The organism is Pantoea sp., from assembly GCF_032114055.1.
Classification (GTDB): Bacteria; Pseudomonadota; Gammaproteobacteria; order Enterobacterales; family Enterobacteriaceae; genus Pantoea.
Genome location: NZ_DAMCTB010000004.1, coordinates 180 through 14,957, shown reverse-complemented (window position 1 = coordinate 14,957; position 14,778 = coordinate 180). Strand labels below are relative to the sequence as shown.

Below are 14,778 nucleotides of genomic sequence, written 5' to 3'. Positions count from 1 at the left end.
ACGTAAGCGCCCGGACCGTCCGAGCGACGCGGGTCACGGTGGTGACCCGTTACGAACATAACGTGCTGAGGATCATTTTGTCGAGTGTGGCGGAAAATATTTTTATTGTTGCGGATTCAGCCGTCCCAGCAGCCAATCGTTCACCCAGCAGCCGTTCAGCAGATAATTATCCCGTAGCGTTCCCTCAAGCTGAAAACCGTTCTTCTCCAGAATACGGCGGGAGGCCCAGTTCCCCTCGATGACCATCGCCTTGAGTTTGTGAAAATCGGCGTCGAGCAGGAACTGGCAGAGCGCGGCCAGCGCCTCACTGCCATATCCCTGGCCGCAATAGCGATGCAGCAGCATGTAGCCGACTTCCGCCTGGCGATGCGGCACCCATTCGGGGCTACAGCCAAACAGGCCAATTGGCTCGCCGTTGTCGCGGCGACGCGCCACCAGGCAGAGCATGTGAAAGCTGCTCGCCTGCCAGGGGGCAAGACGCTCGGTGAAACGTTGCCGGATATCCGCTTCATCCGGAATTTCGCTGACCCAGGTCATGGTGTCGCGATCTTCATGCACAGCGCGGAACAGTTGCCAGTCTTCCGGCTGCAGTTTGCTCAAGATGAGTCTGGGGGTAAAAAGTTGCATTTGCGGCTCCCGGTGGACGCAATTTTCCAGCGGTCGCTGAAGTGCGTTATCGCGCAACATAGCAAAACGCGATTACACCGACCAGTCCCGGCACCGGGAAAACGGTTCCCCTTATGCTGACTCAACATTTCCCCTTTTCGTCCAGAGGCCCTGAATATTGATCTGAAACAGGCTATCCCGGCCTCTGTCATCAGGACGCTGGCGGTTCCCGATCACATTTTTTATCATAGAGAGACTTTCCATTGCCGACGAGTCGCCCGTGTCCTCCCACTTTACGATGTTACTGGCAGTGTTTGATCGCGCCGCCCTGATGCTGATCTGCCTGTTCTTTCTGACGCGTACCCGCCCGTTTCGTCAGCTGCTGCAGAAAGATGAACATACCCGTGCAGAGAAATTCGCGGTGACCGCCATCTTTTCCCTGTTTGCGCTGTTCAGTACCTGGTCGGGTGTGAATGTCGACGGCTCGCTGCTGAATGTGCGGGTGATCGCCGTAATGGCGGGCGGTATTCTGTTTGGTCCCTGGGTCGGCATCGCAACCGGCATCATTGCCGGCCTGCACCGCTTTCTGATCGATATTCACGGCGTGACCTCCGTGCCCTGCCTGATCACCAGCATTATTGCCGGCATCGTGGCGGGCGGTATCAACCGCCGGGTAGTGAAAGAGCACCGCTGGCGGGCCGGTATCCTCGGCGGCATGCTGTGTGAAGGCCTGACGATGTTGCTGATTGTTCTGTGGGCACGTCCCACTTCACTCGGGCTGGCGATCGTGTCGGAGATTGCCCTGCCGATGATTCTCGGCGCCTCCAGTATCGGTATTATCGTGCTGCTGGTGCAGAGCGTGGAGGGTGAGAAAGAGGCGATCGCCGCCCGTCAGGCCAAGCTGGCGCTGGAAATCGCCAACAAAACCCTGCCGCTGTTCCGGCAGGTCAACAGTGACTCGCTGCGCAACGTCTGTGACATTATCCGCCGGGAGATCAAGGCCGATGCCGTCGCGATGACGGATAAAAAGCAGATTCTGGCCTATGTCGGCTATGGTGAGCACAACTACCAGCACGGGGATGATGGCATCAGCCCCACCACGGCGCAGTCGATCGCCAGCGGCAAGATTATTATCAAAAACAACGATGAAGCGCACCGCACCAAAGATATCCATTCGATGATCGTGATCCCGCTCTGGGAGAAAGGCAAGGTGACCGGCACGCTGAAAATCTACTATCGCCGCGCCTACCGGATCACCGGTTCCCTGAAGGAGATGGCAATCGGCCTGTCGCAAATCATCTCCACCCAGCTTGAGGTGTCCCGTGCGGAGCAGTTGCGCGAAATGGCCAATAAAGCGGAACTGCGTGCGCTGCAGAGCAAAATAAATCCCCATTTTCTGTTCAATGCGCTGAATGCGATCTCCTCCTCCATCCGGCTTAATCCCGATACCGCCCGCCAGCTGGTGATTAACCTGTCGCGCTATCTGCGTTACAACCTGGAGCTGAATGATGACGAGCTGATCGACATCCGCAAGGAGCTCTGGCAGGTCAAAGATTACATCGCTATTGAGCAGGCCCGCTTTGGCGACAAGCTGACGATGATCTATGACGTCGATGACGATCTGCATTTTCTGCTGCCGAGCCTGCTGATCCAGCCGCTGGTAGAGAATGCCATCGTGCACGGCATTCAGCCCTGTAAGGGCAAAGGCGTGGTGACGCTAAGCGTGCGGGATCTGGGCGATCGGGTGAAGATCGCGGTGCGGGACACCGGCCAGGGCATCAGCGATGACGTGATGGCCCGGGTGGCGCGCAATGAGATGCCCGGCAATAAAATCGGCCTGCTCAATGTTCACCACCGGGTAAAACTGCTGTCGGGCCAGGGCTTACAGATCGTGCGGCATCAGCCAGGCACCGAGATAGCCTTTACGCTCAGCAAGAACGGCCAGCGCCTGACGGAGAATCTGTTATGAAAGCCATCATTGTGGAAGATGAATTCCTGGCGCAGCAGGAGCTGAGCTGGATGATCCAGCATCATAGCAACATTGAAATTGTGGCCTGCTTCGACGATGGCCTCGACGTGCTGAAGTACCTGCAGCAGCATCGGATTGATGTGATTTTCCTCGACATCAATATTCCCTCACTGGATGGCATGCTGCTGGCGCAGAATATTCATCAGTTTGCGCATAAGCCGCTGATTGTGTTTATTACCGCGTGGAAAGAGCATGCCGTGGAGGCGTTTGAGCTGGAGGCGTTTGATTACATACTCAAGCCCTATCAGGAGTCGCGGATCGTCACTATGCTGAACAAGCTGGAGGCCACGGCCCAGGCGCAGCAGGCGGTCAATCCGCTTCACGCTGTCTCTGCGCCGCAGACGGTGAATCTGATCAAGGATGAGCGGATTATCGTTACTGACGTGAATGATATCTACTATGTGGAAGCGCATGAGAAGCTGACATTTGTCTACACCCGGCGCGAATCGTATGTAATGTCGATGAACATCACCGAATTCTGCTCGCGCCTGCCGGAGGCGCAGTTTTTCCGCTGCCATCGTTCTTACTGCGTCAGCCTCAGCAAGATTCGCGAAATCGAGCCGTGGTTTAACAATACCTATCTGCTGAAGTTGCGCGACCTGGAGTTTCAGGTGCCGGTCAGCCGCAGCAAGGTGAAGCAGTTCAGACAGCTGATGCGTCTGTAGGCGATGCGCCCGGGCAGAGAAAAAGTAAGTGTCGCAGAGTTTCCGATCCGGCGTTGTCAGACAGGGCGGATCGAAAACTCACGCGGGATAAAGCAGGATCAGAGAATGCGGCCCAGCGTCTGACGCAGATGCGCGCCCGCGCCCAGCAGGCCGGGCTGATCGTGCGTGATCATATAGACCGGGATGCTGGCAACATAGTCACGGAAGCGTCCTTTATCTTCAAAGGCTGCACGGAAGCCGGACGCCTTAAAGAACTCCAGGAAGCGCGGCACAATACCGCCCGCGATATAGACGCCGCCAAAGGTGCCGAGATTCAGCGCCAGATTGCCGCCGAAACGACCCATGATGACGCAGAACATCGACAGGGCCCGACGGCAGTCGATGCAGCTGTCATCCAGCGCACGCTGGCTTACGTCTTTCGGCTTCAGATTTTCCGGCACACGATTATCGACTTTCACAATCGCCCGATAGAGGTTGACCAGACCGGCGCCAGAGAGCACACGTTCGGCTGAAACATGGCCCAGCTCTTCGCGCAGCACTTCCAGAATCTGATCTTCTTCTTCACTGTTAGCGGCGAGATCGACATGACCGCCCTCGCCCGGCAGGCTTACCCAACGCTTGTCGACGTGCACCAGATGGCTGACGCCCAGTCCGGTTCCGGCCCCATAAATCGCAATGGGCTTATCTTTAACCGGCGCGGTGCCGCCAAACTGAATGACGTTATCGGCGGTCAGCATCGGGATCGCCATGGATACCGCGGTGAAGTCGTTAATAATTTCCAGGTGTTCAAAACCGATGTTCTCTTTGAGCTTGCGCGTGGAAAACGCCCAGTCATGGTTGGTCATTTCAACCCAGTCATCGGTAATCGGGCAGGCAATGGCAATACAGCCATCTTTAACATCCTGCTGTTGTTCATCAAGATAGTGGCGGATGACGGCTTCGAGGCTGTCGTATTCTGATGTTGAGAATGTTTTGGCCTGGGTGATGCTGCCGCTTTCCACCTCACAAAGGGCGAGGCGCGCGTTAGTACCGCCGACATCGCCGACCAAGGCATAGGTTGTCATTCTTCTGTTGCTCCGCTTGGGGTCTTAAGAGTTGGAGGACACTATAAATTTCTGCCCATAAAACAACAACGCTCACCGGTGCGATTGGTGAGCGTCTTACTCAGGTGCGCTACAGCCTAACCGCGATAGGCCACCCTGCACAGCGGCAACTATCTGAATCTTAGCCGCCGTTGCGTTGATTCAGGCAGGCGGTGACTTTTTGAAGCAGCGGCGGCAGATCCGCTTTCTGCATAATCACTTCAACCAGCGACAGCGTCTGAGGTGCAGACAGCCGCGCCATCACCTCATCTAACTGCACCGTTTCACTGATGCGCCAGCTCTGCGCCTGCTCCTGCAGGCTAAAGGCGTGCGGCAGGGCCGTCCAGTTCCACTGCGCGATATCATTGTAGCGCTGTGTGGCACCGTGAATCGCGCGTTCGACAGTATACCCTTCATTGTTCAGTAAAAAGAGTATCAGCGGCTGCCGATCGCGCAGCATCGAACCCAGTTCCTGAATAGTCAGCTGCGCCGAACCGTCGCCGATAATCAGGATCACCCGGCGATCGGGATGGGCGGTCTGTGCGCCAAAGGCTGCCGGAAGAGTATAGCCGATTGAGCCCCACAATGGCTGGACCAGCAGCTGCGCCTGCGAAGGCAGTCTTAGCGCCGCGGCGCCAAAGGCGGCGGTGCCCTGATCGGCCACGATGAGATCGCCCGGCTGCAGGAAGCGCTGCATCGCCTGCCAGAAAGCGTGCTGGCTGATGGCAGCGGCCGGTTCAGCGAACGGCGGTTCAGGCAGTGCGGCGGCGGGTTGCCACTGCGCGCCATAGCGCTCAAACAGCGGCAGCAGTTCCGCGAGCGCGTCCGCCATCGACAGCGGTGCAAAATCTTCGCCCGCCACCGTGGCGCTGAACGGCTGCAGATCGATCAATCGTGCCGCATCAAACTGTTGTGTGAAGCCAGCGGTCAGGGTGTCGGTGAAGCGTACCCCGACGCAGATCGCCACATCCACCTGCTCTATCTGCTCACGAACCCGGCCCGCGCTCGCTTCACCGGCATAGGTGCCAACGAAACCGGGCTGCTGTTCATCCACGACCCCTTTGCCCATCAGCAGTGAAGCGCAGGGAATGGCACGCTCTCTGCGCAGCGCCGCCAGGGCAAACTGCTGCTGCCAGCGCAGCGCCAGAAAGTCAGCCAGTAAAGAAACACGCGCAGCCGGCGCCAGCAGACCTTCCGCCGCCTCGCGGAACGCACGACGTACCGCCGCCGATGAAGGCTGCGCGATCTGCAGTGGCTGTGTCGGGGGAGCCACTTCATGCGCCGCGACGTCGACGGCGATCGAAAGATAGCCGGGACGACGGGCCTGCAGCGCAGTGACAATCACCCGATCTATTTCCGCCGTGGCGTTATCGGTGGTGAGCTGTGCCTTGGCCGCACTTACTTCTCCTGCCATGCGGATGAAATGCTGAAAATCGCCATCACCCAGCGAATGATGCACACAGTCGCCCTGACGCTGCGCCTGGGTTGCCGGTGCGCCGACGATATGGATCACCGGCAGATATTCAGCGTAGCTGCCCGCTATGCCGTTAATCGCACTCAGCTCGCCGACGCCAAAAGTGGTCAGCAACGCGCCTGCGCCGTTGCAGCGGGCATAGCCATCCGCTGCATAAGCGGCATTCAGTTCGTTGGCACAACCTACCCAGCTGATGACCGGATGTGCGATAACCCGATCAAGAAACTGCAGGTTATAGTCGCCGGGTACGCCAAACAGATGCCTGATACCGATCTCCTGCAGACGGGCCAGCAGGTAATCTCCAACAGTAAACGTGGACATAGCGCATTCCTTTCAGGGAAGAGTTGGCTTAAGTATCTGACAGAGGATTGAATTAGCGAGGCAAGCCGCGCTTTTCCCCAGCCACAATGCCTGGAAAGCGGGCGTTACGCTGGCGGAATATTCTGTAAAAACGCGAACTACAGGGCGCTGTCACTGTGTGTAACCGTATACACTGATAGCGTTCTGGCACATTTTCCCGTTTTTTACCTGGAGCGCTAAATGTCCTCTTTTCCTCATCCCGATCGCTATCAACAGATGGAATACCGCCGCAGCGGCCGCAGCGGCATTAAACTGCCCGCCGTTTCGCTGGGGCTCTGGCATAACTTTGGTGACGCGACCCGGGTCGATAACAGCCGTGCCCTGCTGCGTCACGCCTTTGACCTGGGCATCACGCACTTCGACTTAGCCAATAACTACGGTCCGCCGCCGGGTTCCGCAGAAGAGAACTTTGGTCGGGTCCTGCGGGAAGATTTTCGTGCCCATCGTGATGAGCTGATTATCTCCACCAAGGCGGGTTATACCATGTGGCAGGGGCCGTATGGCGACTGGGGTTCGCGAAAGTATCTGGTTGCCAGTCTGGATCAGAGCCTGAAGCGTATGGGGCTGGAGTATGTCGATATTTTCTATCACCACCGTCCGGATCCGGATACGCCACTGGAAGAAACCATGCGTGCACTGGACCATGTGGTGCGTCAGGGCAAAGCGCTCTACGTGGCCCTCTCTAACTATCCGGCGGATCGGGCTGCGCAGGCGATCGCGATTCTGCGTGACCTCGGCACGCCCTGCCTGATTCACCAGCCGCGCTATTCGATGTTTGAGCGCACGCCTGAGCAGGGATTGCTTCAGACTCTGGGAGAGGCGGGGGTGGGCTGTATCGCCTTCTCACCCCTGGCGGGCGGCGTGCTCACCGATCGCTATCTGCAGGGCATCCCGGAAGATTCACGCGCGGCCAGCGGCAGCAGGTTCCTGAATGAGAGTCAGCTGACCGAAGAGAAGATGGAGAAGGTGCGTAAGCTGAACGCGATTGCGCAGCAGCGCGGACAGAAGCTGGCGCAGATGGCCCTGGCGTGGGTGCTGCGCGATGAACGGGTCACCTCGGTGCTGATTGGCGCCAGTAAAACGGCGCAGATTGATGACGCGGTGGCGATGCTCACCCGCCGTCAGTTCAGTGACAGCGAGTTAGCGGCGATTGACGCGGCCCTGCTTTAACAGTGTATTGCCCGGCGCTGACCGGGCATTTTCCCGCCAGAATAGTCTCAATCCCCCTTTTCTCCCCAATTTCCTCACAATTTTCCGACACAATAGTGCGGTACTAACAGCACTACGCAGGCTCACTGCGCCGCAACAGCATCAGACTGTTGATCAGGAGATAAGAATGAAAAGAGCGCTTATTTTTGCTGCCCTGGTGGCACTGTTGTCGCCGCTGGCACACCACACAGCCCAGGCCTCCAGTGCCTCTATTACTCTGGCCCCCGGCGTCACGCTGAATCTTGGCGATCGCGATCGCCGGGGTTATTACTGGGATGGGGGACGCTGGCGTGAACCACGCTGGTGGAATGACCGCTATACCTACAACGAACGGCGCTGGTGGCGTCATGAAGAGTGGCGTCGTCGCCAGCAGTGGGAGCGTGAGCGCCGCTGGCACGAACGCGACCGTGAACGCCGCTGGGAACACCAGCATCGCTGGGATCGTCATGACCATCGCGGCCCTGGCCCGCACGGTTTTGGACCGCATGGTCCAGGTGGTCCCGGCCCCCACGGCCACGATCGTCATTAAAAAAACGCCCGGCAAACCGGGCGTTGTTTCTTTTCCGGACGCCTTACAGCCCGAGCGCCTCACCCACCAGCAGGTAGAGATTCAGCGCAATCACCAGCACCACAATCAGTCGCCCGGTATTCTGCATCAGGCGGGAGTTAACCAGCTCCTCCCCCATCAGCTCGCGATTGCCGGTAAAGGCCAGCAGCGGAATCAACGCCAGCGCAATACCGAAACTCAGCAGCACCTGGCTCATGACCAGCACTCTTGTCGGGTCCCAGCCTGCCCAGATCACAATAAAGGAGGGCAGCATGGTCACAGTACGCCGTACCCAGAGCGGGATATGGAAGCGGATAAAGCCCTGCATCACCACCTGTCCCGCCAGGGTGCCCACCACCGTTGAGGATAAGCCTGCGGCCACCAGGCTCAGTCCAAATACCGTCGCCGCCGCCTGGCCCAGCAGCGGCTGCAGCGTCAGGTAGGCCTGGTCGAGTTCAGCAATTTTACTGTGGCCACTAAAGTGAAAAGCCGCAGCGGCGGTTGCCATCATCGCCAGATTGACGAAGCCGGCGATGGTCATCGCAATAGCCACATCCAGTTTGGTCGAGGAGTAACGCTGGCCTTTGCTGTCCTCACTCTTGCCCTGAGTCAGCGCGGAGTGCAGATAGATGACATGCGGCATGATGGTGGCGCCCAGCACGCCAGCCGCCAGCAGGACAGCATCCGAGGTCGGCAGCGCAGGTACGGCCATGCCGGTGACCAGTTCGCGGACGTTGGGCTGCGAGAAGAAAAGTTCGACGATATAGGCTGCCGCCACAAACAGCAGCAATCCCCCAATCACCAGCTCGAGCGGCTTCTGTCCGCGACTCTGCAGCATCAGTATCAGAAAGGTGGCGATTCCGGTCAGCACTGCGCCCTGCATCAATGAGATGCCAAGTAGCAGCTTGAAGCCCAGTGCGGCCCCGATAAACTCGGCCAGATCTGTTGCCATCGCAATAATTTCCGCCTGCACCCAGTAAAACCAGACGGCGGGGCGGGGAAAACGGTCGCGGATGTGTTCTGCAAGGTTTTTGCCAGTGGCGATACCCAGCTTGGCGGACATCAGCTGAATGAGCATAGCCATAACGTTGGCCCACACCACTACCCACAGCAGCTTATAGCCATAGGCTGCGCCCGCCTGAATGTTGGTCGCAAAGTTGCCCGGATCGATATAGCCGATAGCGGCAATAAAGGCGGGGCCCAGCAAGGCGAGTTTGACTTTTCTGACTCCGCGAGCGGCACGCTCGGCGGTACGACTCTCAAACATATCCGGTACCCTGTCGACGATTGGCCTGCCCCGACAGCTTAGGGGTGAGCCTGTGCAAGTGAAATTCGTTTATTGTTATCGGTGTAATAGATGCTGCTATAAAGTATAGCCATTGCTATATCTTACAGTAAAGGACGTGATTGCTAAAAATGTGAGCAATAGTGTCACTCTACGCCCGGTGTAAAATATAGACAATGATTATGTGGATACCTGAGGTGAATAATTTGTAAACAGGACGTGATCTCTGGAACTTTTCTGGAAAATATAGCGATAGCGAATACTTATATTGTGGTTCAGATCTCGTTTTTAAGTAACGCGTTACATAGAATACGCAGCAAAATACAATCCTCCTCAAATTTGGAGCACTCATGTCCCATATTTTGCAGTTTCTTCTCGCACTGGTGGTGGTCGGGATACTCTCCCTGCTGGTCAGTCACGATCGTAAATCCATTCGCGTTCGCTACATTATACAGCTTCTTGTCATTGAGATTGTGCTTGCCTGGTTCTTCCTGAACTCCGAAGCGGGACTGGGCTTCGTGAAGGGTTTTGCCGGCTTCTTTGACCATCTGCTGAAGTATGCTGCTCAGGGAACCAACTTTGTCTTCGGTAACATGAGCGACAAAGGCCTGGCCTTCTTCTTCCTGAATGTACTCTGCCCTATCGTTTTTATCTCTGCTCTGATCGGTATTCTGCAGCATTTCCGTATCCTGCCGTGGGTAATCCGCGCTATCGGTACGGTGCTGTCGAAAGTCAATGGCATGGGAAAACTGGAATCTTTCAACGCCGTGAGTTCACTGATACTGGGACAGTCAGAAAACTTCATCGCCTATAAAGATATCCTGGGCAAGATGTCACAGCGTCGTATGTACACCATGGCCGCGACCGCGATGTCGACCGTATCGATGTCTATCGTGGGTGCCTACATGACCATGCTGCAGCCGAAGTATGTGGTCGCCGCGCTGGTACTCAACATGTTCAGTACCTTTATCGTACTGTCGCTGATTAACCCTTACCGCGTTGAGAACGAAGACGATCTGCAGTTGCAGGATCTGCATAAAGGCCAGAGCTTCTTTGAGATGCTGGGTGAATACATTCTTGCCGGTTTCCGCGTCGCGATTATTGTGGCCGCGATGTTGATCGGTTTTATCGCGCTGATCTCCGGTCTGAATGCGCTGTTTGACCTGATCTTCGGCATCAGCTTCCAGGGCGTGCTTGGCTTTGTCTTCTATCCGTTCGCCTGGATGATGGGCGTGCCATCTGGCGAAGCGTTGCAGGTCGGCAGTATTATGGCGACCAAGCTGGTCTCGAATGAGTTTGTTGCCATGATGGATCTGCAGAAAATCGCCGGTCAGTTGTCGCCGACCTCAGAAGGTATTCTGTCCGTGTTCCTGGTGTCGTTCGCAAACTTCTCGTCTATCGGGATTGTGGCCGGAGCGATTAAAGGCCTGAACGAAGAGCAGGGCAACGTGGTTTCCCGCTTTGGCCTGAAGCTGCTCTACGGCTCAACCCTGGTCAGCGTGCTCTCTGCCGCTATCGCCGGTCTGGTTCTGGCCTTCTGAGCACGATTCTGAGCGTCAAAGGGCGAGCCGGTCTCGCCCTTTTCTTTTTCTTCTTCTGCTTCTCTTCTCAGCCCGCCTGAATCCTCTTCTGTCTCGCTTACCCTGCATTCCCGCGTCTCAATGCCATGCCACAGGCAGCACAACGCCCTGCCAGACACGACAGTAAAGAGGGTATAAAACGGCAAATGACCTGTAGCAGAGTACGCGACAGCGATTCCGATTCGCGCGAAACAGCGAAGTGATTATTGATAGAGAGTTGACAGCGACGTGTCAGAAAATGGTGGAGATAAGCGGGATCGAACCGCTGACCTCTTGCATGCCATGCAAGCGCTCTCCCAGCTGAGCTATACCCCCACATCTGGAATCGTTTTTCAGTGCCAAACTTTTGGGAGGAAGTTTGGTGGAGCTAAGCGGGATCGAACCGCTGACCTCCTGCATGCCATGCAGGCGCTCTCCCAGCTGAGCTATAGCCCCGAACCGAAAAACTATCGCGTTAAGCGACGGACGGCATAATATGAAACCGCCCCCTGGGTGTCAACGGCAAAATGACATTCTGTGTCTGATCGCTGAAAAAGGCGGCAACCTGCCGGATTTCAGTAGCATGCCGCAGGGGAAAATCGTGTCGCTTTAACAGATAGCGGGCCTGAACTGTTATTCAGACTGCCCTCAGGTTAATTCCCGGTTAAATATGTTATAGGAATTTTCTTGTCTTCATCTTTTTCACATGCAAAACTTAGCCCGCTAATTTAGTGGCAGCCGGGACCTTCTCCCGCGCATTCCGCGTCCACCAGGCGTTTACATCCCCTTAATCATAAAAAAATTACTGAGATACTATGTCGCTGCATACACCTAAAGAAATCGCCCAACTGGCGATCCAGTCAGGCGTGGCTAAAAGCCGTTCACCTGTCAGCACCCTTTTGATTCTTGGCTTTATGGCGGGCGCATTTATTGCGACCGGCTTCCTGCTGGATCTTCATGTCATTAACTCCCTGCCCGCTGAATGGGGCTCCTTTGGCGGCCTGTTAGGTGCGGCAGTATTCCCGGTCGGGATTATCATGACCGTGCTGGCCGGCGGCGAACTGCTGACCGGCAACATGATGACCCTACCCGTCGCCTGGTTTGCCCGTCGTATCCGCTTTACGAGCGTGGCGCGCAACTGGTTCTGGGTCACCCTGGCTAACTTCGTCGGCAGCGTGGCCGTGGCCTGGTTCTTTGGACACATGCTGGGCATGACCGAAGGTGACTATCTGAAGAAAACCGTGGCGATCGCTTCTGCCAAAGTCCATGCCGATTTCCTGCACGCCTTTATTTCCGGTATCGGCTGCAACTGGCTGGTCTGTCTGGCGGTATGGCTGGCCTTTGCCAGCAAAGATATGGTCGGCAAGATCTTTGGGATGTGGTTCCCGGTTATGGCGTTCGTCGCTATCGGCTTCCAGCACGTCGTCGCCAACATGTTTATCATCCCTGCCGCCATTTTTGCCGGCCAGATGAGCTGGGCAGAATATCTGCCTAACTTTGTTGCCGTCTTCCTGGGTAATGCCGTGGGTGGTGCTGTCTTCGTCGGTCTGGCCTATTTCCTGGCATTCCGTCCTGCCGCTGAACCTGCCACCAATCCGCAGTAATCCTGTTTTGCCTTTTGTCACCGGACAAAAGGCAATTTCAGCTTCAGTTACTTTCTCACGTTACGTTTTGCTGTAATATGTACCGCTAATGTATTGAACAGGGACAGCATCGTGAAAAAGGAATGGCTTACTCCCGAAGAGCTGGCTGCAGAAACGGGTTACAGTCGGCAAACGGTAAATAAATGGATCAAGCGGGAGAACTGGACAACCACGCCGAAGCCCGGCGTACAGGGCGGTAAGGCGCGTCTGATCCATATCGATGAACGCGTGAAAAGCTTTATTCAGTCAACCCGCAATCTCAACGAACCCACCGCGACTTACGGCGCAGTCACTAATTCGTTACCTGCGTTATTGATAAGTTCTGTCCAGCAAATGAGTCAGGATGAGCAGGATCAACTCACCGCATTAATCTTACGTGAAGGGATTAAAGGCGTGTTGCAGCGACTGGGCATTGGTGAAGCATAAAGAAACCGGAAGCGTAATGCTTCCGGCTGTATTAATTACGCCTGCGCTTCCCGCTCACTGATGAAAGCCAGCGCCTGATCAATACGGGACACGCTACGGCTGCGGCCGATCGCCTCAACAGTAATATCCAGAGCAGGCGACTGGCCGGCCCCGGTCACGGCCACACGCAGCGGCATGCCGACTTTGCCCATTCCGACTTCCAGCTCATCTGCGGTGCTCTGAATAGCCTGATGTACGTTTTCAGCTGTCCACTCTGTGATGGCAGCCAGCTTATCACGCACCACTTCCAGCGGCTGACGCGCTACCGGACGAAGATGTTTTTTCGCCGCATCAGCGTCAAACTCAGCAAAGTCTTCATAGAAGTAGTGGCAGGATGCCGCTATCTCTTTCAGCGTTTTGCAGCGTTCGCCCAACAGCGTTACCAGCTTCGCCAGTTCCGGGCCGGTGCGGGTATCAATATTCTGCTGCTCGATATGCCATTGCAGATGGGTTGCCACATATTCCGGCGGCAGCGCATTAATGTAATGGTGGTTCAGCCACTGCAGTTTTTCGGTGTTGAACGCACTGGCAGACTTGCTGACGGCATCCAGGGTAAACAGCTCTGCCATTTCGGCGACACTGAAGATTTCCTGATCGCCATGTGACCAGCCAAGACGCACCAGGTAGTTGAGCAGCGCTTCTGGCAGATAGCCATCATCACGATACTGCATTACGCCGACTGCGCCGTGACGTTTAGAGAGTTTTTTACCGTCATCGCCCAGAATCATTGAAACGTGGGCATAAACCGGCACCTGCGCACCAATCGCTTTCAGGATGTTGATCTGACGTGGCGTATTGTTGATATGGTCTTCACCGCGAATCACATGGGTGATCCCCATATCCCAGTCATCTACCACCACACAGAAGTTGTAAGTCGGCGAACCATCGGTGCGGCGGATAATCAGGTCATCCAGCTCCTGGTTGCTGAACTCAATAGGCCCACGGATCTGGTCGTCGAAAATTACCGAACCTTCCTGCGGATTGCGGAAGCGCACGACGCACGGCTCATCATCAGCATGGTGTTCATGACTGTCACGGCAGCGGCCGTCATAACGCGGCTTTTCATTATTGGCCATCTGCGTTTCGCGCAGTGCATCCAGACGCTCCCGGGAGCAGTAACATTTGTAGGCCGTACCGGCTTCCAGCATGTCATCAATGACCGCGTTGTAGCGATCAAAACGCTTAGTCTGGTAGTAAGGGCCTTCGTTCCAGTCGAGACTCAGCCAGTTCATGCCATCCATGATGGCCTCGATCGCTTCCGGCGTGGAGCGTTCCAGGTCGGTGTCTTCAATACGCAGTACAAACTCGCCCTGGTTATGACGGGCAAAGAGCCAGGAGTAAAGTGCAGTGCGTGCGCCACCAACATGCAGATAGCCCGTCGGGCTGGGCGCGAAGCGTGTTTTGATTTTCATTGAATAGTGCCTTAGATGCGCGGGTTCTTTGTCTGGATGACAAAAAACAGGTTAGACGCGAAAAACAGTGGGCACATTCTAGCATCTGACGGTGAATCCTCAATGCGTGCCCGCGCGTTGGCCACCGGGAAAAGACGCTTTTCTGCCAGTAAAACCAGCATATTGGCTAAAAGCGCGACAGGATGTTTAAAAATAAACCGAACGCACATTTATGTTTTAAAAAGCGTTGACTCAAAATCAACTATCCCTATAATGCGACTCCACACAGCGGGGGTGATTAGCTCAGTTGGTAGAGCATCTCCCTTACAAGGAGGGGGTCGGCGGTTCGAGCCCGTCATCACCCACCACTCTTAACAGGGTGCCCGCAGTGAACAGGTATGAAGATATGGGTGATTAGCTCAGTTGGTAGAGCATCTCCCTTACAAGGAGGGGGTCGGCGGTT

At 55.9% G+C, this 14,778-nt stretch carries 12 protein-coding genes and 4 tRNA genes (1 of these 16 cut by a window edge); 9 read left to right on the top strand and 7 right to left on the bottom strand.

All coding sequences use genetic code 11. The features are described from left to right. Positions 1-102: 102 nt before the first annotated feature. Complete coding sequence (locus RT657_RS08370) at positions 103-627, bottom strand: GNAT family N-acetyltransferase (protein WP_313653727.1); 525 nt, start codon at positions 625-627, stop codon at positions 103-105. Between the two features lie 277 nt (positions 628-904). Between RT657_RS08370 and RT657_RS08365 the strand changes: the two genes are divergently transcribed. After that, positions 905-2,575, top strand: coding sequence for a sensor histidine kinase (locus RT657_RS08365; protein WP_313654155.1), 1,671 nt, complete (start codon positions 905-907; stop codon positions 2,573-2,575). Further along, the gene (locus RT657_RS08360) at positions 2,572-3,300 is read left to right on the top strand and encodes a LytTR family DNA-binding domain-containing protein (protein WP_313653725.1); all 729 of its coding nucleotides are present in this window, start codon (positions 2,572-2,574) and stop codon (positions 3,298-3,300) included. The genes RT657_RS08365 and RT657_RS08360 overlap by 4 nt, the downstream gene beginning before the upstream one ends. Positions 3,301-3,398: 98 nt before the next feature. Here RT657_RS08360 and glk read toward each other — a convergent pair whose 3' ends face one another. Then, positions 3,399-4,364 carry a glucokinase gene (gene glk, locus RT657_RS08355; protein ID WP_313653724.1) on the bottom strand — a complete coding sequence of 322 codons (966 nt, stop codon included), beginning with the start codon at positions 4,362-4,364 and terminating at the stop codon, positions 3,399-3,401. A 160-nt stretch (positions 4,365-4,524) separates the two neighbouring features. Continuing rightward, positions 4,525-6,177, bottom strand: coding sequence for an indolepyruvate decarboxylase (gene ipdC, locus RT657_RS08350; RefSeq protein WP_313653723.1), 1,653 nt, complete (start codon positions 6,175-6,177; stop codon positions 4,525-4,527). Positions 6,178-6,396: 219 nt separating this feature from the next. On the opposite strand from ipdC, the gene mgrA reads away from it, so the two are divergent. Together mgrA and RT657_RS08340 are read left to right on the top strand one after the other, a co-directional pair. Further along, positions 6,397-7,386 (top strand): L-glyceraldehyde 3-phosphate reductase, encoded by a 990-nt coding sequence (gene mgrA, locus RT657_RS08345; protein ID WP_313653721.1) that lies wholly within the window; start codon positions 6,397-6,399, stop codon positions 7,384-7,386. Between the two features lie 166 nt (positions 7,387-7,552). Further along, positions 7,553-7,954, top strand: coding sequence for a DUF2502 domain-containing protein (locus RT657_RS08340; protein ID WP_313653720.1), 402 nt, complete (start codon positions 7,553-7,555; stop codon positions 7,952-7,954). A 43-nt stretch (positions 7,955-7,997) separates the two neighbouring features. Here RT657_RS08340 and RT657_RS08335 read toward each other — a convergent pair whose 3' ends face one another. Then, the gene (locus RT657_RS08335) at positions 7,998-9,239 is read right to left on the bottom strand and encodes an Nramp family divalent metal transporter (protein WP_313653719.1); all 1,242 of its coding nucleotides are present in this window, start codon (positions 9,237-9,239) and stop codon (positions 7,998-8,000) included. 368 nt (positions 9,240-9,607) lie between these two features. Here RT657_RS08335 and RT657_RS08330 point away from each other — a divergent pair, with 368 nt between their 5' ends. After that, positions 9,608-10,798: a NupC/NupG family nucleoside CNT transporter gene (locus RT657_RS08330; RefSeq protein WP_313653718.1), complete on the top strand. Its 1,191-nt coding sequence runs from the start codon at positions 9,608-9,610 to the stop codon at positions 10,796-10,798. A gap of 278 nt (positions 10,799-11,076) precedes the next feature. Here the strand turns inward: RT657_RS08330 and RT657_RS08325 are convergent. Together RT657_RS08325 and RT657_RS08320 are read right to left on the bottom strand one after the other, a co-directional pair. Next, positions 11,077-11,152 (bottom strand) — tRNA-Ala (locus RT657_RS08325). Between the two features lie 44 nt (positions 11,153-11,196). Further along, positions 11,197-11,272, bottom strand: a tRNA-Ala gene (locus RT657_RS08320). A gap of 359 nt (positions 11,273-11,631) precedes the next feature. On the opposite strand from RT657_RS08320, the gene RT657_RS08315 reads away from it, so the two are divergent. After that, a complete protein-coding gene (locus tag RT657_RS08315) occupies positions 11,632-12,420 on the top strand; it encodes a formate/nitrite transporter family protein (RefSeq protein ID WP_313653716.1) in 789 nt (262 codons plus the stop codon). Between the two features lie 111 nt (positions 12,421-12,531). After that, the gene (locus RT657_RS08310) at positions 12,532-12,885 is read left to right on the top strand and encodes a YfeC-like transcriptional regulator (RefSeq protein WP_313653714.1); all 354 of its coding nucleotides are present in this window, start codon (positions 12,532-12,534) and stop codon (positions 12,883-12,885) included. Positions 12,886-12,920: 35 nt separating this feature from the next. On the opposite strand, the gene gltX is transcribed toward RT657_RS08310, so the two are convergent. Then, entirely contained in the window at positions 12,921-14,336 is a 1,416-nt protein-coding gene (gene gltX / locus RT657_RS08305) for a glutamate--tRNA ligase (RefSeq protein ID WP_313653713.1), read from the bottom strand. Between the two features lie 271 nt (positions 14,337-14,607). Between gltX and RT657_RS08300 the strand changes: the two genes are divergently transcribed. Then, positions 14,608-14,683, top strand: a tRNA-Val gene (locus RT657_RS08300). A gap of 40 nt (positions 14,684-14,723) precedes the next feature. Further along, positions 14,724-14,778: transfer RNA gene (locus tag RT657_RS08295), tRNA-Val, on the top strand; it runs 121 nt beyond the window's last position.

Coding starts and splice junctions, on each gene's coding strand:
- RT657_RS08340 (WP_313653720.1), top strand. CDS start 7,553: ATGAAAAGAGCGCTTATTTTTGCTGCCCTGGTGGCACTGTTGTCGCCG.
- RT657_RS08335 (WP_313653719.1), bottom strand. CDS start 9,239: ATGTTTGAGAGTCGTACCGCCGAGCGTGCCGCTCGCGGAGTCAGAAAA.
- RT657_RS08360 (WP_313653725.1), top strand. CDS start 2,572: ATGAAAGCCATCATTGTGGAAGATGAATTCCTGGCGCAGCAGGAGCTG.
- mgrA (WP_313653721.1), top strand. CDS start 6,397: ATGTCCTCTTTTCCTCATCCCGATCGCTATCAACAGATGGAATACCGC.
- RT657_RS08330 (WP_313653718.1), top strand. CDS start 9,608: ATGTCCCATATTTTGCAGTTTCTTCTCGCACTGGTGGTGGTCGGGATA.
- RT657_RS08370 (WP_313653727.1), bottom strand. CDS start 627: ATGCAACTTTTTACCCCCAGACTCATCTTGAGCAAACTGCAGCCGGAA.
- glk (WP_313653724.1), bottom strand. CDS start 4,364: ATGACAACCTATGCCTTGGTCGGCGATGTCGGCGGTACTAACGCGCGC.
- gltX (WP_313653713.1), bottom strand. CDS start 14,336: ATGAAAATCAAAACACGCTTCGCGCCCAGCCCGACGGGCTATCTGCAT.
- RT657_RS08315 (WP_313653716.1), top strand. CDS start 11,632: ATGTCGCTGCATACACCTAAAGAAATCGCCCAACTGGCGATCCAGTCA.
- ipdC (WP_313653723.1), bottom strand. CDS start 6,177: ATGTCCACGTTTACTGTTGGAGATTACCTGCTGGCCCGTCTGCAGGAG.
- RT657_RS08365 (WP_313654155.1), top strand. CDS start 905: ATGTTACTGGCAGTGTTTGATCGCGCCGCCCTGATGCTGATCTGCCTG.